Source organism: Mycolicibacterium arcueilense, assembly GCF_058536225.1.
On sequence record NZ_JBZTYL010000037.1, the window covers coordinates 1 to 24,275 of the forward strand.

Below are 24,275 nucleotides of genomic sequence, written 5' to 3' on the forward strand. Positions count from 1 at the left end.
AATCCCCTGCCACATCCAACGACATGCCAGGGGAATCATCAGCCGCACAGAAAATGCAACAGCCACTATCGAGCAGCAATCCGCCGCGTTGAAGTCAGTCGCGGGCCAGCGCCCGGGCCGCGACGAGGGCGGCCAGCATGACTGCCACGCAGTACACGCCCTGATCCTTCAGGCCCCAGGCGACCGAGGTCAGCGTCGCCGCACCGGCCAGGCACAGCAGCAGACCCACCGTGGCGCTGCGGATACCGGTGTCGGCCACCGCGCCACCGTCCCACAGTGGCAGCGGCGAGTTCTCCAGCGGTCGCAGCGCGACGAAGGCGACCGCCACCAGTCCGGCCATCACGGCCAACTGCAGCACCGACAGCGCGATGAAGCCGGGGGCGGACGGGTCGATGCGGTCGGCGCCGAGGTAGTCGAACACCAGGTGCAGGCCCAGCAGCAGCGGCATGTGCCACAGGTACAGCGTCATCGCGCCGGAGTTGCCGATCGCGGTCAGCCACCACACCCGCGGCCGCTGAGCCCACCGGTTGATGGCGGGGGCGGCGGCAATCGCGAACGCGCACATCATGATTGCGTGGCCGGCCAGCAGCAGCGACGGCGGCGTCATGTTCTTCAGGTGCTGGGTCTCGATGCCGACCAGGCTCAGCTCGTAGGGGCCGAAGTACAGCAGTGCCAGGTTCACACCGAGCATGCCGATCCCGATCTTCAGTGCGGCGCCGCTGGACAGCAGGTGGCGGCGGTAGGCCACACCGAACACGCCGGGGATCAACCACACCACGGTGTTGAGATAGCCCAGTGTGGCGTAGCCGGCTTGGTCCACGTTAATCCGGACAAAGTCGATGACGGCGATGAACGCGTACGTGCCGATCACCGCCGCCGCCATCTGTCCGGTGGTGTTGATACGGGCCAGCAGCGGTACGGCCGCCAACACCAGGACATAGGCGCCCAGGAACCACAGCAGCTGGATGGAGATCCCGGCGACGGGCTCGTAGACGTGCTCCGGAAGCACGAACCGCAGCACCGCCAGGGCCGCGGTCCAGAAAGCCAGGTAGTAGAACACCGGCCGGTACAGCCGGGTGCAGCGTCGCAACAGCCATCCGCCCCAGGACGAGCCGGGCTTCCAGGACTGCACGGAAGCGGCCACACCGGCGAAGAAGAACAACGGCATGATCTGGAACACCCAGGTCAGCGCCTGAAACACGACGGACGCGGTGAGCAGGTTGCTCCAGATGAACACGTCGTCGCGGATTGTGCTGGTCGCCATGATCGTGTGGCCGAACACCACACCGACCAGGGACACGATCCGGATGACGTCGATGGCGCGGTCCCGGTCGGGCGGGGTCTGCGCCTCGACCTCGGCGGGCGAGGGGAACAGCCCGGCTTTCGCGGGGGCTTTCTTGGCAGCTGTGTCAGCAGCAACGGTCATGGCTAGAACGCTATGGCCCCGCGGCTGCGTAGTCCCTAGGTAGAAATACGGGATTCTTCGCTGAATTAGCAGGGTGATTTGGTTGAGGTGGACGAAGCATTCGTGGTCGGCCACGGGTCGTTTCCTGGTGGAGGTCATTGCGGCGGCAGTGATAGGTCGAAACCGTTGGTTTGTTCGACCCCCAGCGTCGAGGCTGGACGATGAAGCCGTGGCCGGGTGTGGGCGCGGAGACCACGTCGACGTTGTTGCTGGCAAGCGCGCTTGTCGGTGGTGCGTGAGATGTTGATCAGCGATGGCGCGACACACCACATTCCGGTTCTGTCTCGATCCCACGGTCGAGCAGTACGAGGTGCTGGCCCGCCATGGCGGGGCGTCGCGGTTCGCGTTCAACCAATGTTTGCGAATGGTGAAAACTGCGCTCACACAACGTCGCACTGATCCGGCCTTAGAGGTGCCGTGGACCGGTTTTGATCTGATCAACGCGTTCAACTCGTGGAAGAAGACCGAGGCCGCCGGCCGGGTCCTTGCCGTCGATGCCCACGGCGACGCCGAGGTAGTGGTGACAGGTCTGTCCTGGCGGCGTGAGGTGTGTCAGCAGGTGTTCGAGGAAGCCGCCGTCGATCTGGGCAAGGGCCTCAAAGCCTGGTCAGACTTGCGTTCCGGAAAGCGCAAAGGCAGGCGAGTCGGATTCCCGCGGTTCAAGAAGAAATCCGGCGCTGCGGCCTCGTTTCGGCTGCGCAACCACCATCGCAAAGGCAGACCGGCGTCGATCCGTGTCGGTGACGACAATCGCCCCCGCTCGGTCACACTGCCCGGCATCGGGCAGGTCGCAGTGCGCGATGACACCCGCCACCTACGGCGGATGATCGCCAGGAACCGGGCGAGAATCCTGTTCGCCACCATCAGTCATCACGGCGGCCGATGGTGGTGCTCGCTGAATATCGAGGCCGCCGACTTGCACCCCGCCCACCAGCACCCGGCTCGCACCGACGATGCCGGCGGTTGGGTGGGTGTGGACCGTGGCCTATCGGCGTTCCTGGTCGCCGCCACCGTCGACGGCGCCGAAGTCGCCCGCATCAGCGATGCACCCAGGGCGCTGGCCGTGGGGCTCAAACAGCAGCGACGGCTGGCCAAATCGTTGTCGCGCAAGAAGAAAGGATCACACAACCGCATGGATGTCGCCGCTCGGTTGGGTCGGCATCATCACCGTGTCGCCAATGTGCGCCGCCATTTCCTGCACCAAGTGACGGGCGAGCTGGTCAAGACCCACGACCGGATCGTCATCGAGGACCTGAACGTGGCGGGAATGCTGGCCAATCACCGGCTGGCTCGGGCTATCTCGGATGCGGGCTGGTCGGAGTTCGCCCGCCTGCTCACCTACAAGCAGGTGTGGCGCGGCGGCCAACTCATCGAGGCCGACCGCTGGTATCCGTCAACCCGGCTGTGCCCGCAATGCCGCGCGGTCAACACCGAGATGACGCTGGCCGATCGGGTGTTCACCTGTGACTGCGGACATACCGCCGACAGAGACACCAACGCAGCGACGAATCTGGCCCGCTGGGCCCACGCCCACCACGATGAGCTTCATCGATCCCCGGACCCCCAAGCAGGAGGCCGGGCCACCAATGCCCGCCGACGGGACGGCTCTGGCCAACACCCCCGTGTTGGTGAAACCAGCCCGGATGACGCGGGAACCGACGTTCACACCGCACCAGCGGCCTGAACCGAAGACGCCCGAGAAGGGCGGTGCCGAACACTCATCCGAGTTGTTCGACATGCTTTAGGTAGAAGCACTCAACTTCGTCCTGGCCTCCGCGAACAGGATCGCGGTCAGACAGATCGCGGCCAGCACCGCGACGGTGATCGCGAAAGTGATGCCGGCGGTCCGCAGGCCCAGTGATTGAGCGGCCAGTCCCTCGCCGATCACCGGAAGCGAGATCGCGACATAGGCGACGACGAAGTACGTGGAGCTGACCTCGGCGCGACGCTGGGCCGGGGCGCGCTCGACGACCGCGGCCAGGCCCCGGCTGAAGCTCATGCCCTGGCCGATGCCGGATACCACCGCAGCGGCGATCAGACCGGGCAGCGAGGAAAAATACAGTGCTGCAGTCAGAATCATCATGCCGACGATCAGCAGTCCGCACCCGACCGCCACCGCCCGCTCGGCGCCCATTCGATTCGCTGCTACCTGGGTCAGGGCCGAGGCCGCGAAGATGGAGCAGGCGATCGCGCCCGCCACCGCGTGGTTGCTGATACCGATGACGTTCGACAGGAACGACGGCGCGACCGCGGTGAACAGTCCGGTCACCGCGAATCCGGCGAAGGCGGCCAGTGCGGCGATGACGAAGACGGTCCGCACCTCGGTGGGCACGGACAGTCGCTGCAACCCGATCCTGCCGACGCGCGCCGACGTCTCCGGCACAACGAACACCGCGATCCCGGCCAGGAGGGCGAGGCCGATGTGAATCAGGAACGGCAGGTGAAGGGGTTGCGGTGCGTACTGCACCAGTAGACCGGCCAGCAGCGGGCCGGCACCCAAGCCGCCGATGTTGGCCACCGTGGCCACCGCCGCGGCCCTGGATTTCCAGGCCTGCGGGGCGGCCTCGATGACGGCCGCCGTGGCGGTTCCGGTGAAGAGACCCGCCGACAGACCGGACAGCACCCGGCCGATCAGCAGCAGCGGCACCGAATCGGCGAACAGGAACACCACGGCACTGGCCAGGGCCGCCGCCACACCGGCGAGCAGCATCGGCCGCCGTCCCACGGCATCCGACCAGCGGCCGAACGCGAGCAGCGCGAACAGCACACCGCAGGCGTACGTGGCATAGATGACCGTCGTGGTCAGCACCGCGAAATGCATGCGGTCGGCGTAGAGCGCATACATCGGGGTGGGCAGCGTGGTGCCCACCATGATCGCGGCGAACGCGTAGGCGAGGAGAGGAAAGGAGAAGCGGCGCACGCTGAATGGTAGCCGTGCGATTCCAGTCGTTATTCCGCCGAAATGGCATTCCGGCAGCGTGCTACTCGCACTTTCGCTGCCGGAATGCCATTTCGGGGATTGGGTGGCGTTAGTGCGCGACCGCCTTCTCGGCGCCGACACCGGTCAGCGACCGGACTTCCATCTCGGCATTGAGCTCGGGGTCGCCGGTGTCGGGCGACGTGAGCGTGCCGATGATGCCGAGCGCGAATGCCAGCGGGATGGACACGATGCCCGGGTTGGCCAGCGGGAAGAAATCGAAGTCCGCGCCGGGGATCATGGCGGTCTTCGAACCTGATACGGCGGGGGAGAACACGATCAGCACGATGGTCGAGATCAGGCCGCCGTACATGCTCCACAGGGCACCGCGGGTGTTGAACCGCTTCCAGTACAGCGAGTACACGATCGTCGGCAGGTTGGCCGCGGCCGCCACGGCGAATGCCAGGGCGACCAGGAACGCCACGTTCTGGCCGTTGGCCAGGATGCCCAGCCCGATCGCGAACACACCCAGCACGACCGCGGTTCTACGCGAGACCCGCACCTGCTCGTCCTCGGTCACCTTGTGGGACTTGAGAACCGAGGCATAGATGTCGTGCGCGAACGACGCCGACGCCGTGATGGTCAGGCCGGCCACGACGGCGAGGATCGTCGCGAACGCCACCGCCGAGATGACCCCGAGCAGGATCACCCCGCCGAGTTCGAAGGCCAGTAGCGGGGCGGCGGAGTTCACGCCACCGGCCGCCCCGAGGATCCGGTCCGGGCCGACCAGTGCGGCCGCCCCGTAGCCGAGCACCAAGGTGAACAGGTAGAAGGCGCCGATCAGCGCGATCGCCCAGACCACCGACCGCCGAGCCTCTTTCGCGGTCGGCACGGTGTAGAAGCGCATCAGCACGTGCGGCAGTCCCGCCGTGCCGAGCACCAGCGCGAGCGCCAGCGAGATGAAGTTGATCTGCGAAGTGAGCGATCCGCCGTACTGCGCGCCCGGGGCCAGCACGTCGCGGCTGGACACGCCCTTGGTGGTGGCCCCGGAGATGGCAGACTGGGCCGAGCCGAGGATCTCGGAGAAGTTCAGCCCGAACTTGCTCAGCACCATCACGGTCATCAGGGCGGCGCCGGCGATCAGCAGAACCGCCTTGATGATCTGCACCCAGGTGGTGCCCTTCATGCCGCCGACCAGAACGTAGACGATCATCAGGATGCCGACGACGGCGATCACGATCGATTGTCCGGTCCGGCTGTTGACGTCGAGCAGCAGGGCGACCAGTCCGCCCGCCCCGGCCATCTGGGCCAGCAGGTAGAAGAGCGACACCGTCAGTGTGGAGATGGCCGCGGCCAGCCGCACCGGGCGCTGCTTGAGCCGGAAGCTCAGCACGTCGGCCATGGTGAATTTGCCGGTGTTGCGCAGTAATTCGGCCACCAGCAGCAGGGCGACCAGCCAGGCCACCAGGAAACCGATCGAGTAGAGGAAGCCGTCGTAGCCGTAGACGGCGATGGCGCCGGCGATGCCGAGGAAGCTGGCCGCCGACAGGTAGTCGCCGGCGATGGCGATGCCGTTCTGCGGGCCGGAGAAGCCGCGGCCGCCGGTGAAGAACTCGTCGGCGGTGGCGTTGCGCTTGCTGGCCTTGATCACGACGATCATCGTGACGACGACGAAGAGGCTGAAGATGCCGATGTTGGCGACCGGGTTGCCGACGGTCTCGGCGGCGAGCGTTGTGACTGTCATCGGGTGCCTTCCAGTTCTTCGCGGATGGCGGTGGCCCGCGGGTCGAGCTCCTTGTTGGCGAAGCGGACGTACAGCCCGGTGATGAGGAACGTGGTGAGGAACTGGCCCAGCCCGATCAGCAGGCCGACGTTGACGTTGCCGAACACCCGGATGGCCATGAAGTCGTGGGCGAACGCGCCGAGAGCGACGTAGAGGCCATACCAGACCAGGAAGAACGCGGTCATCGGAAAGACGAAGCGGCGCAGGCGGGTACGCAGCTCCTGGAACTCAGGACTGGCCTGCATGGCGAGGAACTGTTCCCCGGTGGGGGCAGCCCTCTCGGGAAGGTCGGTTTCGGTCACCCGAGGACTCCTGACAATTGGCTGTGAGAGCGGATAGCGCCTGAACCTAATTGAGAGCTGGGTCACATGGGTGGGGTATCGGGGGCGATACGCCGAATTCGGTCATCGCTGCGCCGAGCGGTCGGTCGTCGGGGCTGAGCGGCAGGCGGGATCAACCCGCGGGGACGCGCTCGACGCCGAGGCCGAGGCGCTCCGGCACATGCATACGCGCGAAGATCTGCGCGACGCCGGGAGTGGGCCGGGTGAGCAGGCTGACGACGATCATGGTGAGGAACGCGATCGGCACGCTGACCGCGGCTGGGTAGCCCACCATCACCGCGGGCCATCCGCCGAGTACGTCGTCATCGATACCACCACTGATCGCCACGAGCACCGCGCCGCCGCACACACACCCGCCCACCACGAGCCCGCACGCCGCGCCGATCGCCGTCAGGCCGCGCCACCAGATGCCGAGCACCAGCAACGGACAGAGGGTGGACGCTGCGACCGCGAAGGCCAGGCCGACGCTGCGCGACAACTCGAGTCCGGACACCATCAGCGACAACGGGATCGGGATCAGCCCACCGATTACCGCGGCGATCCGGAAGTCGCGCACCCGGCCGCGCAGCACATCGGTGGCCAGGGCGCCGGCGACGCTGATCAGCAGGCCCGAGGAGGTGGCCAGGAATGCCGCGATGGCACCCGCGGCCACCAGGGCGGCCAGCAGTTGGCCGCCGATACCGCCGACGGCCGCACCCGGGGCCAAAAGTACTGCAGCATCGGCAGTTCCGGTGATGAGCAGCTGCGGGACGTACAGCCGGGAAAACACGCCGAGCAGGATCGGGAAGAAGTAGAACACCGACAGCAAGGCCACCACCGCCAGCGCGGTACGGCGGGCGGCCCGCCCGTCGGGGTTGGTGTAGAAGCGGACCAGCACATGCGGCAGTCCCATCGTGCCCAAGAACGTGGCGACGATGATGGACAACACCTGATAGAGCGGATGTCCGCCGCCCAGACCCCCGCCCGAGGCGATCCACTCACCGCCGGTGCCCGGCGTGCCGGCCACCACGGGCGTCGCCGCGCCGGCGGCGAGCGTGAGCGTGGTGCCCGCGCCGAGAGTATGTTGCCCGGGCGCGGTGATCCTCGCGGAGTCGACATGACGGCCGTCCAGATCGCCGGACACGGTGATGCCGGCAGGTTCGATCACCTGGACCACCACTGCGGTCTCGATCTGCACGGTGGTCTGCTGTTGCACAGTGGGCGGCAGCGGGCCGCCCAATTCGCCGCGGTCGCCGATGAACAGCCCGAGTAGTGCCAGGGCGGGGACTGCGATGGCGGTGAGCTTGAGCCAGTATTGAAAGGCCTGCACGAACGTGATCGACCGCATGCCCCCGGCCACCACATTGGTGATGACGATCGCGGCGACCAGCAGCGGACCGATCCAGACCGGAACGCCCAGAAGTGTTTTCAGGGCGAGCCCGGCCCCCTGATACTGCGGGGCCAGATAGAACAGGCAGATCACCACGACAACGAGCATGGCCACCTTGCGCAGGCGGGCCGAGCCGAGCCGGAACTCGGCGAAGTCGGGGACGGTGTAGGCCCCCGAACGTCGCAGCGGAGCGGCCACGAACAACAGCACACCCAGATAACCCGCGGTGAAACCGACCGGGTACCACAGTGCGTCGGCACCGTACTTCGCGATCAACCCGGCCACCCCGAGAAATGAGGCAGCGGAGAGATATTCGCCGGAGATCGCGGCGGCATTCCACTGCGGGCCGACGCTGCGTGAGGCCACCAGGAAGTCGGAGGTGGTGCGCGACAACCGGACTCCGTACGCGCCGATGGCGATGGTGGCGACCACGGAGGCCAGCAGGGCGGCGGCGGTCAGCGGTGCCCCGGTCATGGTTCGCTGTCGACGACCCGGACGAAATCCCGTTCGCCCTGTTCGGCCAGACGCACATAGAGTCGTCCGACCCCGTACAGCAGCGGGTAGAGCAGTCCGGCCAGGATCAGCCAGTTGAGCCGGATGCCGAGTACGGTGAGCGCGGCGAACTCCGGTACGGCGGAATTGAGTAGTACCAGTGCCACCACGACCGTGACCACTACGGCGGCGAGCCGCAAGGCGAGCCCCAATTGGGTGCGCACCAGGCCACGCACGAGTGCGTCGCCCACCTGGGTCTGCTCGGCCACCTCGATGCGGGTGCGCACCATGCGGGTACCGCGGCGGTGGGCCAGCACGACGCGTTGGCGTCCGGCGGCGGGCCGCCCATTGGGTCCGGCGGCGGGCCGTCCAGAGGACCCAGGTCGCTCACTCATCGCTGCCCGCCGGTTTGAGGGAGCGCATCGGATCGCGGACCAGTCGGTCCCGCAGTTCGCGGGCCTGGCGCCGGCTCACCGGAAGCTCCACGGCGGGGGAGGTTCCGTTGGCGCGTAACCGCACCAGCACCGCGCCTTCGGCCGTACGCAGCCCGGTGACCTGTCGCAGTGACACCAGGTACGACCGGTGGATGCGCTGGAACCCGTGGTCGCGCCAGCGGGTTTCCAAGGTGCTCAACGGGATCCGCACCAGGTGGGCGCCGGTGGCCGAGTGCAGCCTCGCGTAGTCACCTTCGGCCTCGACCCAGCCGATGCTGTCGCGGGGCACCAGGTGGGTGATCCCGCCCAGTTCGGCGGGAACCACGTTCCAGTCCCGGTCCTCGGGCTGTGCCGGTTCAGTGGCCGCGGCCCTCGGCGCGGCGGACGCGACCCGGCGCACGGCTTCGTCCAGGCGGTTCTGCCGGATCGGTTTGAGCAGATAGTCGACGGCGCCGACATCGAAGGCCGCCACCGCCTTGTCCTCGTGGGCGGTCACGAACACCACGGCGGGCCGGTTCGCGTAATTGGCCAGCACCCCGGCCAATTCGATGCCCGACAGGCCGGGCATGTTGATGTCGAGGAACACCGCGTCGAAAGCCTGCTGGTTGAGTTCGCGTAGTGCCGAGGTGGCGTCGGACGCGGTATGCACCTCACCGACGTCGGGGTGCCGGCCCAGGAGGTAGGCCAACTCGTCGAGGGCGGGTGCCTCGTCGTCGACGGCGAGTACGGTCAGCTTGGTGCTCGGCGTCATGATTCGCTCGCGAGTTCGCTCATGCGAACGCACCTCCGCCGGCTCGGACCCCTGAACGGAACTTCGGCACGCGCATCACCACTTTGGTGCCAGCGCCGACCGCTGTCTCGACCACAAGACCGTAATCGTTGCCGAATGCCGCTCGCAGCCGATGGTCCACATTCGTCAGCCCGACATGTGCGGACTCCCCGGTACGGTCGGCCAGTGCGTCGCCGGGGCCGGCGCGCAGCGTGTCGGGATCGATGCCGGCACCGTCGTCCTCCACGGTGATCACGCATTCAGTGCCCGCGTCGCGGGCGATGATCTCCACCGATCCGCCGCCCTGGCCCGCCAGCCCGTGCCGCACAGCGTTTTCCACCAGCGGCTGCAGCGCCAGGAACGGCACGACGACGTTGAGTACCTCGGGGGCCACCTGAAGCCGCACCCGCAGGCTGGTGCCGAACCGGGCCCGTTCCAGCGTCAGGTAGCGGTCGATGTTGCGCAGCTCGTCGGCGAGCGTGGTGTACTGCCCGGCCGCACGGAACGAGTAGCGGGTGAAATCCGCGAATTCCAGGATCAGTTCGCGCGCCCGGTCCGGGTCGGTGCGGACGAACGAGGCAATGGTGTTGAGCGCGTTGTAGATGAAGTGCGGGCTGATCTGGGCCCGCAGCGCCAGTACCTCGGCCCGGTCCAGCCGGGCGCGTGACGCGTCGAGTTCGGCCAGCTCGAGCTGGCTGGCGGCGTAGCGCGCCACCTCGCCGACTGCGCCGAGCATGCCCGGGCCTGGGCTGGCGGGCGCCAGCACCACGAGGGCGCCGAGGACTTCGCCGCCCTCGGTCAGCAGCGGCTGCGCCACGACAGCCGTCGACCGCGCGGTGTGCAGGACCCGACGACCCGCACTGATCGACTCGCGGGCGGTGTCGGCACAGACGTCGACGGTGCCGGACTGCCAGATCGACTCGTCGTCGTGGTCGCGGGCCAGCAGTGCTGCGTCGTCGTCGAACAGGGCCAGCCCCGCAGTGCCGGTCAGCTCGCGTAGATACGGCGCCGCGGTCTGGGCGGATTCGGTATCCAGGCCTTGACGTAACGCGCGGGCCGCCTGCGCCGCGGTGTGCAGTGCGGCATGCACGGCGCGTTCGGTGGGGGTGGCCACCACCCGTCGGGTGCGCACCACGACGACGGCGGCGACCGCCGCCAGGATCAGCGCCAGGGCCAGCGCGACTGCCACTTCGCCGGACATCGTGCGGCCAACCTTAGATGGCTGTGCGGCGAAACCGCAGCTAGCTCACTTACTGAACGGGGCAGGTGTACTTTCGGGCCACGTCCATCACCCGCTCCTGCGCTCCGATGCCGATAACCCCTTGTGCGGACATTTCCAAACCGATGTATCCCATCAGGCCGCCGTGACACGCCTGATGAGCAACGCGCCATGCGGTGTCGGGATTCAGGTGATAGCCGTTGCGTTCCAGGCCCTGCATGTAGTTGTCGAACTCCGGTGTGCCCTGATCGGGGATCGCGTTGGCCGTGGCGGCCAAGGCAAGCGCGGTAATCACCGCTGCAAAGAAGGGTGCAACGACGCGTCTCATGTCCATCTCCTATGGGCACATCACCGGTTAACGCGTACACATTCGCACACTCCACCGACACGGACGTCAAAAACGTGGCTAGTCCTAGACTGGCGACGTGGGAAAACTGCAGCTAGTCCAAGACCCGGAGGCAGACGCCCTGCTGGAGTCCAACCCGTTCGCGCTCTTGGTCGGGATGTTGTTGGATCAGCAGATTCCGATGGAGACGGCATTCGCCGGACCCAAGAAGATCGCCGACCGCCTCGGTGGCGTCGACGCCCGCGAGATCGCCGACTACAACCCGGACGAGTTCATCGCACTGGTGTCGCAAACCCCTGCCATTCACCGGTTTCCGGGGTCGATGGGCAAGCGGGTACAGGACCTCGCGCGGGCCATCGTCGACGAGTACGACGGCGACGTGACCGCACTGTGGACCGGCGGCGACCCCGACGGCAAAGAGGTGTTGCGGCGGCTCAAGCAGCTGCCCGGGTTCGGTGACCAGAAAGCCCGGATCTTCTTGGCGCTGTTGGGTAAGCAGTACGGCGTGACGCCGAAGGGCTGGCGTGAGGCGGCGGGGGATTACGGCACGGCCGGCAGCTTCATGTCGGTGGCCGACGTGGTCGACCCCGGGTCGCTGCAGAAGGTCCGCACCTACAAGAAGCAGATGAAGGCCGCCGCGAAGGAAGCCAAGGCCAAGAGCTGATGTCTGCGTCGAGCGTGCGCTGAGATCGCGTTTCGCGGCGAAATCGCGATCTGGGTGCACACTCGGGGTTGAAAGCTCGACTACCTATGCAATGGTGAACATATGGCGAAGACACATCTGAACTGCCCGTGTGGAGAAGCGATCAGCGGGACCGATGAGGACGACCTGGTCGAGAAGGCTCAGGCGCATCTGGCTCAGCAGCACCCAGGGCGTGAGTACGACCGCGAAATGATCCTCTTCATGGCCTACTGAGGCCTCCAGACTCAACCGAACACAGCCCCATACAAAATTCCCGGTCGCCAGCCATGAGGCAAGCGACCGGGAATTTCGTTTCCCCATTCATATGGTGTGGTCAGGGCACCACCGTGGATCCGATGGTGGGCATGAACTGGCACTGCTTCTCAGTGGTGGTGACCTGGCCGAAGACCGTCGTCATGATGCTGCCCGATCCGGTGTCGGCGATCGCGGTCAGCGTGGTCGGTCCTTCGGGGTTGATGTCCGAGCGCGGCTGCAGCGTCACGCTGCCGGACTTGCCGGTCGTCAGGTTCACCCACGTGGCGTTCAGCGGCAGCTTCTGCTCGGCGGCCGGGCCCGGGGTACCGATCGCGGTGAACACGTAGGCGGTCTGACCGGCCTTCGGGCCGGGCAGCGGGATCGTGGCCGGGCCGGCCACCGAGATCGCCGTTGCCAGAACGTTTCCGCCGTCCTTGAGGCAGCCATTGCTGATCGACGGGTACATGAAGTCCTGCGTCGTCGGCGTGTCGGGCCCGAAGCCCGGGGCGGGAGCCGGGGCGCCCGCCGGGGCGGCTTCAGGCGCGGGTGCGGGTGCCGGTGCAGGCGCCGCGTCAGGTGCGGGCGCGGGAATGGTGGCCGCGACCGGGACTGCCCCCGGAGCCGGCGCGGGTGCGGGCGCAGCTTCAGGAGCCGGTGCCGCTGCCTGTGCCGCCGGGGCAGCGGGTGCCGGAGCGGGAGCGGGCGCGGCCTCGGGCGCTGGAGCGGGTGCCGGTGCGGGCAGCGCCTCAGGGGCCGGCCCGGCCGCGTGGGCCGGGTCGACACCCATCGGCAGGTGAGCGTCGCCGCCGGCACCCAGAGCAGGAACATGCTCGGGTGCGGCGACGGGCTGGGCCGCGAAATGGTTGACCGCCGTGGCGACATTGCGGGATTCAGCCGACTCCGACTTGTTGGCAGCGAACGCCTGCGCGGCCGCCATCAACAGTTGCACGGCGCCCCCGGGATCGGCTGCGGCCTGCTGGATGATCGGACTGAGATTCTCCATCGCCGGCAGACCGGGTGCCTGTACCGCGTCGATCGGCAGCGGTGCCGGATCGGCGTTCGCTACGGCGCTGCTGAACAGCAACAGGGTGGTGGACCCGATCGCGGCGGCGGTGCCGAACATCGTTTTCAGAGACATACGCGGTGACATGGCTTTCCCAATCGTTTTCGGGCGGTCAGACCAGTTCGGAGATCAGGGCAGGCCGGCGGTCAGCAGCGGAGCCAGTGCCGCGACCTCCGGGTTGAAAGCAGCCGGAGCGGCGGCGGCCGGAGCCGCAACCGCCGGAGCTGCCGCCGCTGCCGGGGCCAACGGGGATGCCGCGGCAGGCAGGGCCGTCTGAGCGGCAACCGGAGCCAGCGAGGCCAGATCACCCGGGATGTTCACCTTTTGAGGCAGGGGGATCGGCATCCCGGGCACCTGCGGGATGGTCAGTTCGGCCGAGGGGATCAGGGATGCCGGGCCGGAGACCGGAGCAGTCGCAGCCGGAACTGCCGGCGTCGCGGCCGGTGCGGTGGGCAAGCCCGGCATCAGCGATCCCAGGGGTGCATTGGCGGCGGCCGGTGAGACGGCCGTAGGTGCCTGCGGCAGCGTCACCGAGGCGGTGGCCCCCGGAGCCGGAGCCGGTGCCGCGGCAGGGGTACCGGTCAGGGCCTGGCTCACCCCCTGCAGCAGTTGCGGCGCGGCGGCCGGCACGCCGGCGAGTTGGTTGACGATCGGCAGGTTCGGCGCCGGGACCGGGGCCGGGGCCACTGGTTCGGCGTTCGCTGAGGCGCTCAGGGCCAACGCGACCGGGACTGCGCCGGCGGCCGCGATCATGCTGGTGGAAAGTGCTTTCCAGGTGAAGATCATGGTTCTCCCAATCGGTTGCTTGCACGTCTGAAGGGAAAACTATCGAGTTACTGATGGGACTCAAGTGACACGTGTGGCGGTTATTCAACCGTTACTGCTCCGACCGAATTCGTTATCTCGCAGTGCCTTGAGCGTGACGCGTCGGGAGCGGGAACCTCCCCCTCGGGGATTGTCACGCTGGAGTGGCGCCCGCCGCCGGGAGCCACTCCAGCGTGACAATCGGGGCCAGGCCGCGGGCCGTCCGTCACTCCAGCGTGACTCTCGGCGGCGAGAGCCACGCTGGCATGACAAACCGCCGACGAGACGAACCGGACGGGTCGCTAAAGTCGTGTCCGTTAACACCGAACCGGCCACCCACGTCTCAGCAACCGCGCGGCTCTACCGTCTGGCGCCTGTGTTGCTGGTCCTCAGCATTGCGGCGCGCCTGGCCTGGACGTATCTCGTTCCCAACGGCGCGAACTTCGTCGACCTGCACGTCTATGTCGGTGGCGCCGCCACGCTCGACGGTCACGCGGGCGCGCTCTATGACTACGTCTACGCGGACCAGACCCCGGATTTCCCACTGCCTTTCACCTATCCGCCGTTCGCCGCGGTGGTGTTCTATCCGCTGCACCTGCTGCCCTTCGGGCTGGTGGCGTTCTGTTGGCAGGTCGGCATCATCGCCGCGCTGTACGGCGTGGTGCGGATCAGTCAGCTGTTGCTCGGCGGCCCGGCGCCCCGGCGTGTCGCGATGTTGTGGACGGCAGTCGGCATCTGGACCGAGCCCCTGCGCAGCACGTTCGACTATGGGCAGGTCAATGTCGTCCTGGTGCTGGCGGTGCTCTACGCCGTCTACAGCAACCGATGGTGGCTGTCGGGGCTGCTGGTCGGCCTGGCCGCGGGGGTGAAACTCACGCCTGCGGTCTCGGGGCTCTATTTCCTCGGTGCCCGCCGGTGGGGCGCTGCGGTGTTCTCGGCCGTGGTGTTCTTCGGCACGGTGGCGTTCTCAGTGCTGGTGATCGGCGATGAGGCGCGCCGGTACTTCACCGAACTTCTCGGTGACGCGAGTCGGATCGGGCCCATCGGAACGTCGTTCAACCAGTCCTGGCGGGGCGGGATCTCCCGGATCCTCGGCCATGACGCGGGATACGGCCCGGCCGTTCTGCTCGGCATCGCCGTCACCGCGGTCCTTGCCGTGCTGGCCTGGCGGGCCATCGGCGGCAGCGCCGACCGGCTGGGCGCGATCGTGATCGTGAGCCTGTTCGGGTTGCTGCTTTCGCCGATTTCGTGGACGCACCACTGGGTCTGGCTGATTCCGTTGATGATCTGGTTGCTGCATGGGCCGCTGGCGAACCGGCTTGGCGCGCGGGTGCTGGGCTGGGGTTGGCTGGCGCTCACCCTGGTCGGCGTGCCATGGTTGCTCAGCTTCGCCCAGCCGACGATCTGGGAGATCGGCCGGCCCTGGTATCTGGCCTGGGCCGGGCTCGTCTACATCGTCGCGACGTTGGCGACGCTGGCCTGGATCGCGACGACTGCGCCCAGCGCGCCTAGCCCGGCTGGTCGGCCAGAATCCGGTTGATCTCCGTTGCCATCTGGATGTCCTTCTCGGTGATCCCGCCGGCGGAATGCGTCACCAACGCGAATGTGACGGTGCGCCAGCGGATGTCGATATCGGGATGATGGTCTTTTTCCTCGGCGAATTCGGCGACGCGGCGCACCGCGTCGATGCCGTCGAGGAACGTCGGGAATTTGGTGGACCTGCGCAGGGCGCCCGCCGCGCGTTCCCAGCCCGGCAGATCGGGCAGCGCGGCGTCGACCTGATCGTTCGATAACACGGCCATACCCGACGGTATACCGTCGGGCGCGATGGATGAGCAGATCGTCGTGGCCGGTGCCCTGTTCTCCGAGGCCGGGCTGTTGGTCGCCCAACGGCAACGGCCGCCGGAGCTAGCGGGATTGTGGGAACTGCCCGGTGGCAAGGTGGCGGCCGGCGAGAGCGACGCCGACGCGCTCGCGCGCGAATTGCGTGAGGAACTGGGCGTCGAGGTGAGTGTCGGTGCCCGCCTCGGAGTGGATGTCGCCCTCACAGCGGGCATGACCCTGCGCGCCTATCGGGCGACGCTGACTGCGGGCAGCCCACAACCGCACGATCACCGGGCGTTGCGCTGGGTCACCGCCGACGAACTCGACGAGCTGCCATGGGTACCCGCCGATCGGGCCTGGCTTGCGGATCTGACCGCAGCGCTCGCCGCCGAGAAGACGTGAAAATACCTGAAACTGCCATATTTCGGGTACTTCAGCGTCTGCTCGCGCAATAAGGCGTCACCGCGCAACGGGATTTATTTCGGCATACCGATGTTGCGGATTACATTTCCATGAAACCACCCGCAACGTTTCCGGGAAAATGACGCGACCGTGCCGAACATGATGTTTTGCTGTTCGGGTGACCACGGCAAGTACGCCGTACCTGGGCCAAGGGCAGGGCATGAATCTTGTGCTGGCCACCTGGGTCTCGGCCATCAATTTCTGGGCCTGGAACATGATCGGCCCACTCTCCACTACTTACGCCGGCGACATGAAGCTCAGTGCCACGCAGGCTTCGATGCTTGTCGCCACGCCGATACTGGTCGGATCGCTCGGCCGCATAGCGGTCGGCGCACTGACCGACAGGTACGGCGGTCGCACCATGTTCCTCGCGGTGACGCTGGCCTCGATCGTGCCGGTGTTGGCGGTCGGGGCGGCGGGTGAGGCCCGGTCTTATCCGATGTTGTTGGTGTGCGGATTCTTCCTGGGAATCGCGGGCACCATATTCGCGGTCGGAATCCCGTTCGCCAACAATTGGTACGAGCCGTCCCGGCGCGGATATGCCACCGGCGTCTTCGGCATGGGGATGGTCGGCACAGCGCTGTCGGCATTCTTCACGCCGCGATTTGTCCGGTGGTTCGGACTGTTCCCGACGCATCTCATCATCGCGGCGGCCCTGGCACTGACGGCGGTGTTGTGCATTGTGGTGATGCGCAATTCACCGGCATTCCAGCCGAACACCGACCCGGTGCTGCCGAAGCTCAAGTCGGCGCTGAAACTTCCGGTGACGTGGGAGATGTCGTTCCTGTACGCGGTGGTCTTCGGTGGGTTCGTCGCATTCAGCAACTACCTGCCCACCTACATCAAGAACGTGTACGAGTTCTCCTCTGTCGAAGCAGGTTCCCGCACAGCGGGCTTCGCGCTGGCCGCGGTGCTGGCCCGGCCGATCGGCGGTGCGCTTTCGGATCGAATACCACCGAAGTACGTCGTGCTCACGTCCTTCGCCGGAACCGCGGTACTCGCCTTCATCGCGATGTTCCAGCCGCCCCCGGACGTGTGGTCGGCGGCGACCTTCATTACCCTGGCGATCTTCCTGGGCATCGGTACCGGCGGCGTGTTCGCCTGGGTGGCGCGGCGATCACCCGCCAAGGAAGTGGGCTCGGTGACCGGGATCGTCGCCGCTGCAGGCGGTTTGGGCGGCTACTTCCCACCGTTGGTGATGGGCGCGACGTACGACGCGGTGGATCACGACTACTCCGTCGGGCTTGTGTTGTTGGTGGCGACGGCGTTGGTGGCGTTCGGCTACACCGCTCTCCGACTGCACGCCCACGAACCTCAGCAGGCCAAGGAGGCCCATCGATGAGCAAGCCCCACGTCGGCGGATCGATCGAGGAATTGCTCGAGCGCAGTGGGAGGTTTTTCACCGCCGGTGAGTTCTCCGATGACCTGCGGACGGTCACACGCCAGGGGGGACGTCAGGGCGACGTGTTCTACCGCGACCGGTGGAGCCACGACAAGGTGGTGCGCTCCACCCACGGGGTCAACTGCACCGGTTCCTGCTCCTGGAAGATTTATGTCAAGGACGGGATCATCACCTGGGAAACCCAGGAGACCGACTACCCGTCGGTGGGGGCGGACCGACCCGAGTACGAGCCACGCGGATGCCCGCGCGGTGCGGCGTTCTCCTGGTACACCTACTCGCCGACGCGGGTGCGGTACCCGTACGCACGTGGCGTACTGGTGGAGATGTATCGGGAAGCCAAGGCGCGCCTGAAGGATCCGGTGCTGGCCTGGGCCGACATTCAGGGCGATCCGGAACGCCGCAAGCGGTATCACCGGGCGCGCGGTAAAGGCGGCCTGGTCCGGGTCAGCTGGACCGAGGCCACCGAGATGATCGCCGCCGCGCATGTGCACACGATCAAGACCTACGGGCCGGACCGGGTGGCGGGTTTCTCGCCGATCCCGGCGATGTCGATGGTGTCGTTCGCGGCCGGGTCCCGGTTCGTGGAGCTCATCGGCGGGGTGATGACGTCGTTCTACGACTGGTACGCCGATCTGCCGGTGGCCTCCCCGCAGGTGTTCGGCGATCAGACCGATGTGCCGGAGTCGGGCGATTGGTGGGACGCGTCGTATCTGATGATGTGGGGCTCGAACGTCCCGGTGACACGTACGCCCGATGCGCACTGGATGGCCGAGGTCCGCTACCGCGGAACCAAAGTGGTGACGGTCAGCCCGGATTACGCCGACAACACCAAGTTCGCCGACGAGTGGATGCCATGCGCGGCGGGCACCGACGGGGCGCTGGCAATGGCGATGGGCCACGTCATCCTCGACGAATGCTTTGTGCAGAACCGGATTCCCTATTTCGTCGACTACGTCCGCAAGTTCACCGATCTGCCGTTCCTGGTCAAGCTCGAAGAGCGCGACGGTGTGCTTGTTCCCGGGAAGAACCTCACCGCAGCAGATCTCGGCGGCCCGACCGCGGAGCAGGAGAACGCGGCGTTCAAGCCGGTGCTGCTCGACGGTGCGAGCAACAGTGTCGCGGTCCCGCAGGGCTCGCTCGGGTTCCGGTACGGCGCCGATGGTGTCGGCAAGTGGAATCTCGATCTGGAGGACCTGGTTCCCGCGCTGACGGTGTCGGGGGACATCTTCGAGACCGCCGAGATCACGTTGCCGCGTTTCGACACCGTCGACGGCAGCGGCGCGACCATGCAGCGCGGGGTGCCGGTCCGACGGGTCGGTGAGCACCTGGTGTGCACGGTGTTCGACCTTATGCTGGCCCAGTACGGCGTGCATCGGCCCGGACTGCCCGGTGAATGGCCCACCGGATACGACGACGCCACCCAGCCGTACACCCCGGCCTGGCAGGAGCAGATCACCGGGGTATCGGCGGGTCAGGCCATCCGGGTGGCCCGCGAATTCGCCCGCAATGCCGAGGAATCCGGCGGCCGGTCGATGATCATCATGGGCGCCGGCATCTGCCAGTGGTTCCACGGCGATGCCACCTACCGGGCCGTGCTGGCGCTGTTGCTGCTCACCGGTTCGATGGGCCGTAACGGCGGCGGCTGGGCGCACTACGTGGGTCAGGAGAAATGCCGCCCGGTGACCGGATGGGCCGCGATGGCGATGGGCACCGACTGGTCGCGCCCACCGCGGCAGATGGCGGGCACGTCGTACTGGTATGCCCATACCGACCAGTGGCGCTACGACGGCTACCGTGCCGACGCCCTGTCCAGCCCGGTCGGGCGGGGAAGGTTCCGCGACAAGCACACCATGGACGTACTGAGTTCGGCGGTGGCCATGGGATGGACACCGTTCTTCCCGCAGTTCGACCGCTCGAGTCTGGACGTGGTCGACGAGGCGAAAGCAGCCGGCCGAGAGGTGCCGGAATATGTCGCCGAGCAGTTGGGAAGTGGCGAGCTGAAACTCTCGGTCACCGACCCGGACAATCCGGTGAACTGGCCGCGGGTGCTCAATGTCTGGCGGGCCAACCTGCTGGGCTCGTCCAGCAAGGGCAACGAGTACTTCCTGCGGCACCTGCTGGGCACGACCTCGAACGTGCAGGCCGAGCCCACCGGAGAGGACCTGCGGCCCAAGGACGTCGCCTGGACCGAGGATGTCCCGGAGGGAAAGCTCGACCTGCTGATGTCGATCGACTTCCGCATGACGTCGACGACACTGCTCTCCGATGTGGTGCTGCCCGCGGCGACCTGGTACGAGAAGTCCGACCTGTCCAGCACCGATATGCACCCCTATATCCATGCCTTCAGTCCGGCGGTCGACCCGCCGTGGGAAACCCGGTCGGATTTCGAGGCTTTCGGTGCGATCGCCCGGACCTTCAGCGCGCTCGCCGCCCGGCACCTCGGCACCCGTACCGACGTGGTGATGGGCACACTGCAGCACGACACCCCGGGTGCGATGGCGTATCCGGGTGGCACCGAACACGATTGGCGGGTCTCCGGTGAGACGCCGGTGCCGGGCAAGACGATGGGTCCGCTGGTCGTCGTCGAGCGCGACTACACGGCGATCGCCGAGAAGTGGGCGACACTGGGCCCGCTGGTCGAGAGCCTGGGCCTGACCACCAAGGGCGTCACCACGCATCCCGACCAGGAGGTGGCCGAACTCGCCGCCAAGTTCGGCGTGATGGATTCGGGTGCCGGCCAGGGCCGTCCGGCGATCACCACGGCCGAGCGGATGTCCGATGTGATCCTTGCGCTGTCGGGCACGTCCAACGGCCGGCTCGCGGTGGAAGGCTTCCGGGAACTCGAACGACGTACCGGTCGCAAGCTCATTCACCTGGCCATCGGCAACGAGGAACGTCGGATCACCTACGCCGACACCCAGGCCAGACCGGTCCCGGTGATCACCAGCCCTGAGTGGTCGGGCAGTGAGACCGGCGGCAGGCGCTACGCGCCGTTCACGGTGAACATCGAGGAGCTCAAGCCCTTCCACACCCTCACCGGCCGAATGCATTTCTATGTCGACCACGACTGGTTGGAGGAACTCGGCGAACAGTTGCCGATCTACCGGCCACCGTTGGACATGGCGCGGCTGTTCGGTGAATCGAAGCTGGGCCGCGACGGCATCGGGCTCACTGTGCGGTACCTGACCCCGCACTCCAAGTGGTCGATCCACTCGGAATACCAGGACAACCTGTTCATGCTGTCGCTGTCGCGTGGCGGCCCCACCATGTGGATGAGCCCGTTGGACGCCGCGAAGATCGAAGTGAAGGACAACGATTGGATCGAGGCGGTGAACCGCAACGGGGTGCTGGTCTGCCGCGCCGTGGTCAGCCACCGCATGCCCGAAGGGGTGGTGTACGTCTACCACGCCCAGGAACGGACTATCGACGTACCGCTGAGCGAAACCACCGGAACCCGCGGCGGTATCCACAACTCACTGACCCGGCTGCTGGTCAAGCCCAGCCATCTTGCCGGCGGGTACGCCCAGCACTCGTTCGCCTGGAACTATCTCGGCCCCACTGGAAATCAGCGTGACGAAGTGACGGTGGTCCGCCGCCGCTCGCAGGAGGTGAAGTACCAGTGAAGGTCATGGCCCAGATGGCGATGGTGATGAACCTCGACAAGTGCATCGGGTGTCAAACGTGTTCGGTGACGTGCAAACAGGCCTGGACCAACCGGGCCGGCACCGAGTACGTCTGGTTCAACAACGTCGAAACCCGCCCCGGGCAGGGCTATCCGCGCACCTATCAGGATCAGGAGAAGTGGCGCGGGGGGTGGAAGCTGGACCGGCGCGGCCGGCTGCGGCTGCGTGACGGCGGTCGGCTGGCCAAGCTGGCCAGGATCTTCGCGAACCCGAAGTTGCCCTCGATCGACGACTACTACGAGCCGTGGACCTACGACTACGAGAACCTGACCTCGGCGCCGCTGGGTGAACACATCCCGACCGCGCCACCGCGCAGCCTGATCACCGGCAAGCCGATGAAGGTGTCGTGGTCGGCGAACTGGGACGACGACCTGGCCGGGTCGCCGGAGATCGTGCCAGGGGATCCGGTCCTCAAACAGGTCAGCGAGCAGATCAAGCTCGAACTTGAGCAGACCTTCATGTTCTATCTGCCCCGGATCTGCGAGCACTGCCTGAACCCGGCCTGTGTGGCGTCCTGCCCGTCGGGCGCGATGTACAAGCGTTCCGAGGACGGCATCGTGCTGGTCGATCAGGACCGTTGCCGCGGCTGGCGCATGTGTGTGTCCGGATGTCCTTACAAGAAGGTGTATTTCAACCACAAGACCGGCAAGGCCGAGAAGTGCACGCTGTGCTACCCGCGGATCGAGGTCGGGTTGCCCACGGTGTGCTCCGAGACCTGCGTGGGCCGGTTGCGCTACCTCGGTCTGGTGCTCTACGACGTCGACAGGGTGCTCGAAGCGGCGTCGGTGCCCGACGACAAGGACCTCTACGAAGCGCAGCGGCAGATCCTGCTCGACCCGACCGATCCCGAGGTGATCGCCGGCGCGCGTGCCGAAGGCATCTCCGACGAGTGGATCGAAGCCGCTCAACGCTCCCCGGTGTACAAGCTCATCCACACCTATGGTGTTGCGCTGCCGCTGCATCCGGAATTCCGGACGGTTCCGATGGTGTGGTACATCCCGCCGCTGTCGCCGGTGGTCGACGCGGTCAGCCGCGACGGGCACGACGGCGAGGATGTCGGCAACCTGTTCGGGGCCCTGGAGGCGCTACGCATCCCGATCGAGTATCTGGCCGGGTTGTTCACCGCGGGAGACACCGCGGTCGTCGAGGGAGTGCTGCGCCGTCTGGCGGCGATGCGCTCCTACATGCGTGACATCAACCTCGGGCGCGACACCCAGCCGCACATCCCGGCCGCGGTGGGGATGACCGAGGAACAGATGTACGAGATGTACCGGCTACTGGCGCTCGCGAAATACGAGGAGCGTTACGTCATTCCGACCGCGTACAGCACCGAGGGCATACCTGGGACGGAGGAGCCCGGTTGCTCACTGTCCTTCGAAGGCGGGCCCGGAATGTACGAGTCGGGTCCTTTCGGCGAGGCCAGCGGTGGGCCGGTACCGGTGGCGGTGGAGACGTTCCACGCGTTGCAACACCGGCAGACCAGCGACGGCATGGCCGCCAACGCCGACCGTCCCTCGCGCGTCAATCTGCTCAACTGGGACGGCAGGGGAGTGCCGTCCGGGATGTTCCCAGGTGGTGATCGGTGATGAAGCGTCGCAACCGAACCCGCGACAACGCGATGCAGGACCGGCTGGTGTGGCAGGCGGCGTCGCTGATGCTGGCCTACCCGGACGACGGGCATACCGACCGGCTGCAGGCAGCGGCACGCCTGCTGGACCACGTCACCGGTGACGCCAGGGCGCTGCTCGGCGAAACCGTTGTCGGGTTGAGCCTGCGCCCCACCATGGAGCTGCAGCAGGAGTACGTCGACACCTTCGACCTGCAGAAGCGGTGCACCATGCTGCTGACGTACTGGACGTCCGGCGATACCCGTAACCGGGGAGCCGACATGGTCGAATTCACCCAGACCTACCGGGCCGCGGGCGTCGAGATCCCGAAAGGCGAGGCGCCCGACCATCTTCCGGTGGTGCTGGAATTCGCGGCCACTGTCGACCCGGAGGCGGGGCGACGGCTGCTCGCCAAGTACCGGGTACCGATCGGTGTGGTTGCGCGCGCGTTGGCCGACGCAGGATCACCGTACTCACCGGTTGTCGCAGCAGTGGCCGGAACCCTGCCGTCGCTGGCGTCGGTCGATGACGTGTCGCGTCTGATGATGTCGGGACCGCCGGCGGAATCGGTGGGACTGCAGCCATTTCAGCTGACCGTTCCGCCCCGCCGGGTACAGGAGGTGCGCTGATGTCGGGCTGGGAGATCTTCTGGGATGTGGTGCCGTATGTGACCTTGGCGATGGTGGCCGTGGGCACCTGGTGGCGGTACCGCTATGACAAGTTCGGCTGGACCACCCGCTCGTCCCAGCTCTATGAGTCACGGTTGTTGCGCATCGCCAGCCCGATGTTCCACTTCGGAATGCTGGTGGTGTTCATCGGACACGTCATCGGCCTGTTCATCCCCGAATCGTGGATGGACCTGGTGATGAGTGACCACATCTATCACCTGCAGGCGGTGATCCTCGGCGGGATCGCGGGCATCGCGGCCCTGGTCGGTATCGCACTGCTGATCTACCGCCGCCGCGCCACCGGCCCGGTGTTCATGGCCACCACCGTCAACGACAAGACGATGTATGTGGTCCTGGTGGCCGCGATGGTGGCCGGGTTCGCCTGTACGGCGATCGGGGCGACGCCCGAGGGCGCCGAGCACGACTACCGCGAGACCGTGTCGCCGTGGTTCCGCTCGATCTGGATCTTCCAGCCCCGCGGCGATCTGATGGTCCAGGCGCCGGTGTACTTCCACATCCACGTGATGATCGCGCTCGTGCTGTTCTGCCTGTGGCCGTTCACCCGGCTGGTTCACGTCTTCAGCGCGCCGATCGGCTACCTGTTCCGGCCCTACGTCGTGTACCGCAGCCGCGACGTCGCCAAGGAGAGTGAACTGGTCGGGTCCCGGCCACAGCGTCGGGGTTGGTGAG

General features: G+C 66.8%; 22 protein-coding genes. 10 read left to right on the top strand and 12 right to left on the bottom strand.

Translation table 11 applies throughout. The annotated features are described in order from the left end of the window. Window positions 1–94: 94 nt before the first annotated feature. A complete protein-coding gene (locus AC4LGL_RS31630; protein WP_491842211.1) occupies window positions 95–1,426 on the bottom strand; it encodes an acyltransferase family protein in 1,332 nt (443 codons plus the stop codon). Window positions 1,427–1,718: 292 nt separating this feature from the next. On the opposite strand from AC4LGL_RS31630, the gene AC4LGL_RS31635 reads away from it, so the two are divergent. After that, window positions 1,719–3,149 (top strand): RNA-guided endonuclease InsQ/TnpB family protein, encoded by a 1,431-nt coding sequence (locus tag AC4LGL_RS31635; RefSeq protein WP_491842212.1) that lies wholly within the window; start codon window positions 1,719–1,721, stop codon window positions 3,147–3,149. 57 nt (window positions 3,150–3,206) lie between these two features. Here AC4LGL_RS31635 and AC4LGL_RS31640 read toward each other — a convergent pair whose 3' ends face one another. From AC4LGL_RS31640 to AC4LGL_RS31675, 8 genes are all read right to left on the bottom strand, one after another. Beyond that, window positions 3,207–4,385 carry an MFS transporter gene (locus AC4LGL_RS31640; protein WP_491842213.1) on the bottom strand — a complete coding sequence of 393 codons (1,179 nt, stop codon included), beginning with the start codon at window positions 4,383–4,385 and terminating at the stop codon, window positions 3,207–3,209. A 109-nt stretch (window positions 4,386–4,494) separates the two neighbouring features. Then, complete coding sequence (locus AC4LGL_RS31645) at window positions 4,495–6,126, bottom strand: monocarboxylic acid transporter (RefSeq protein WP_491842214.1); 1,632 nt, start codon at window positions 6,124–6,126, stop codon at window positions 4,495–4,497. Next, window positions 6,123–6,467: a DUF485 domain-containing protein gene (locus AC4LGL_RS31650; RefSeq protein ID WP_491842215.1), complete on the bottom strand. Its 345-nt coding sequence runs from the start codon at window positions 6,465–6,467 to the stop codon at window positions 6,123–6,125. Before AC4LGL_RS31650 ends, AC4LGL_RS31645 begins: the two co-directional genes overlap by 4 nt. A 151-nt stretch (window positions 6,468–6,618) precedes the next feature. Continuing rightward, a complete protein-coding gene (locus AC4LGL_RS31655) occupies window positions 6,619–8,349 on the bottom strand; it encodes a sodium/solute symporter (protein ID WP_491842216.1) in 1,731 nt (576 codons plus the stop codon). Further along, window positions 8,346–8,657 carry a hypothetical protein gene (locus AC4LGL_RS31660; RefSeq protein ID WP_491842473.1) on the bottom strand — a complete coding sequence of 104 codons (312 nt, stop codon included), beginning with the start codon at window positions 8,655–8,657 and terminating at the stop codon, window positions 8,346–8,348. The genes AC4LGL_RS31655 and AC4LGL_RS31660 overlap by 4 nt, the downstream gene beginning before the upstream one ends. A gap of 97 nt (window positions 8,658–8,754) precedes the next feature. Then, window positions 8,755–9,552: a LytR/AlgR family response regulator transcription factor gene (locus tag AC4LGL_RS31665; RefSeq protein WP_491842217.1), complete on the bottom strand. Its 798-nt coding sequence runs from the start codon at window positions 9,550–9,552 to the stop codon at window positions 8,755–8,757. 19 nt (window positions 9,553–9,571) lie between these two features. Continuing rightward, entirely contained in the window at window positions 9,572–10,771 is a 1,200-nt protein-coding gene (locus AC4LGL_RS31670) for a sensor histidine kinase (protein WP_491842218.1), read from the bottom strand. A 49-nt stretch (window positions 10,772–10,820) separates the two neighbouring features. Then, window positions 10,821–11,123, bottom strand: coding sequence for a DUF732 domain-containing protein (locus AC4LGL_RS31675; protein WP_491842219.1), 303 nt, complete (start codon window positions 11,121–11,123; stop codon window positions 10,821–10,823). 91 nt (window positions 11,124–11,214) lie between these two features. Here AC4LGL_RS31675 and AC4LGL_RS31680 point away from each other — a divergent pair, with 91 nt between their 5' ends. Further along, on the top strand, window positions 11,215–11,799 hold the full coding sequence (locus AC4LGL_RS31680) for an HhH-GPD-type base excision DNA repair protein (protein WP_491842220.1): 585 nt from the start codon (window positions 11,215–11,217) through the stop codon (window positions 11,797–11,799). A 102-nt stretch (window positions 11,800–11,901) separates the two neighbouring features. Then, window positions 11,902–12,051, top strand: a complete 150-nt coding sequence (locus AC4LGL_RS31685) for a DUF1059 domain-containing protein (RefSeq protein ID WP_003882209.1) — start codon at window positions 11,902–11,904, stop codon at window positions 12,049–12,051. A gap of 100 nt (window positions 12,052–12,151) precedes the next feature. Here the strand turns inward: AC4LGL_RS31685 and AC4LGL_RS31690 are convergent, their stop codons facing one another. Together AC4LGL_RS31690 and AC4LGL_RS31695 are read right to left on the bottom strand one after the other, a co-directional pair. Then, window positions 12,152–13,210, bottom strand: a complete 1,059-nt coding sequence (locus AC4LGL_RS31690) for an Rv1157c family protein (protein WP_491842221.1) — start codon at window positions 13,208–13,210, stop codon at window positions 12,152–12,154. A 54-nt stretch (window positions 13,211–13,264) separates the two neighbouring features. Continuing rightward, the gene (locus AC4LGL_RS31695) at window positions 13,265–13,921 is read right to left on the bottom strand and encodes a hypothetical protein (RefSeq protein WP_491842222.1); all 657 of its coding nucleotides are present in this window, start codon (window positions 13,919–13,921) and stop codon (window positions 13,265–13,267) included. 328 nt (window positions 13,922–14,249) lie between these two features. Here AC4LGL_RS31695 and AC4LGL_RS31700 point away from each other — a divergent pair, with 328 nt between their 5' ends. Then, window positions 14,250–15,479: a mannosyltransferase gene (locus tag AC4LGL_RS31700; RefSeq protein WP_491842223.1), complete on the top strand. Its 1,230-nt coding sequence runs from the start codon at window positions 14,250–14,252 to the stop codon at window positions 15,477–15,479. Here the strand turns inward: AC4LGL_RS31700 and AC4LGL_RS31705 are convergent. After that, window positions 15,448–15,741, bottom strand: a complete 294-nt coding sequence (locus tag AC4LGL_RS31705; protein ID WP_491842224.1) for a 4a-hydroxytetrahydrobiopterin dehydratase — start codon at window positions 15,739–15,741, stop codon at window positions 15,448–15,450. The two genes, AC4LGL_RS31700 and AC4LGL_RS31705, sit on opposite strands and share 32 nt — an antisense overlap. 25 nt (window positions 15,742–15,766) lie before the next feature. Between AC4LGL_RS31705 and AC4LGL_RS31710 the strand changes: the two genes are divergently transcribed. The 6 genes from AC4LGL_RS31710 (at window position 15,767) to narI (ending at window position 24,274) form a co-directional block, all read left to right on the top strand. Beyond that, on the top strand, window positions 15,767–16,165 hold the full coding sequence (locus tag AC4LGL_RS31710) for a (deoxy)nucleoside triphosphate pyrophosphohydrolase (RefSeq protein WP_491842225.1): 399 nt from the start codon (window positions 15,767–15,769) through the stop codon (window positions 16,163–16,165). Between the two features lie 178 nt (window positions 16,166–16,343). Continuing rightward, window positions 16,344–17,567 carry a nitrate/nitrite transporter gene (locus AC4LGL_RS31715; protein ID WP_491842226.1) on the top strand — a complete coding sequence of 408 codons (1,224 nt, stop codon included), beginning with the start codon at window positions 16,344–16,346 and terminating at the stop codon, window positions 17,565–17,567. Then, window positions 17,564–21,250, top strand: a complete 3,687-nt coding sequence (locus AC4LGL_RS31720) for a nitrate reductase subunit alpha (RefSeq protein ID WP_491842227.1) — start codon at window positions 17,564–17,566, stop codon at window positions 21,248–21,250. The genes AC4LGL_RS31715 and AC4LGL_RS31720 overlap by 4 nt, the downstream gene beginning before the upstream one ends. Then, window positions 21,247–22,896: a nitrate reductase subunit beta gene (gene narH, locus AC4LGL_RS31725; protein WP_064882719.1), complete on the top strand. Its 1,650-nt coding sequence runs from the start codon at window positions 21,247–21,249 to the stop codon at window positions 22,894–22,896. The genes AC4LGL_RS31720 and narH overlap by 4 nt, the downstream gene beginning before the upstream one ends. Further along, window positions 22,896–23,546 carry a nitrate reductase molybdenum cofactor assembly chaperone gene (gene narJ / locus AC4LGL_RS31730; RefSeq protein WP_491842228.1) on the top strand — a complete coding sequence of 217 codons (651 nt, stop codon included), beginning with the start codon at window positions 22,896–22,898 and terminating at the stop codon, window positions 23,544–23,546. The genes narH and narJ overlap by 1 nt, the downstream gene beginning before the upstream one ends. After that, on the top strand, window positions 23,546–24,274 hold the full coding sequence (gene narI / locus AC4LGL_RS31735; RefSeq protein ID WP_491842229.1) for a respiratory nitrate reductase subunit gamma: 729 nt from the start codon (window positions 23,546–23,548) through the stop codon (window positions 24,272–24,274). Before narJ ends, narI begins: the two co-directional genes overlap by 1 nt. Window position 24,275 lies beyond the last annotated feature (1 nt).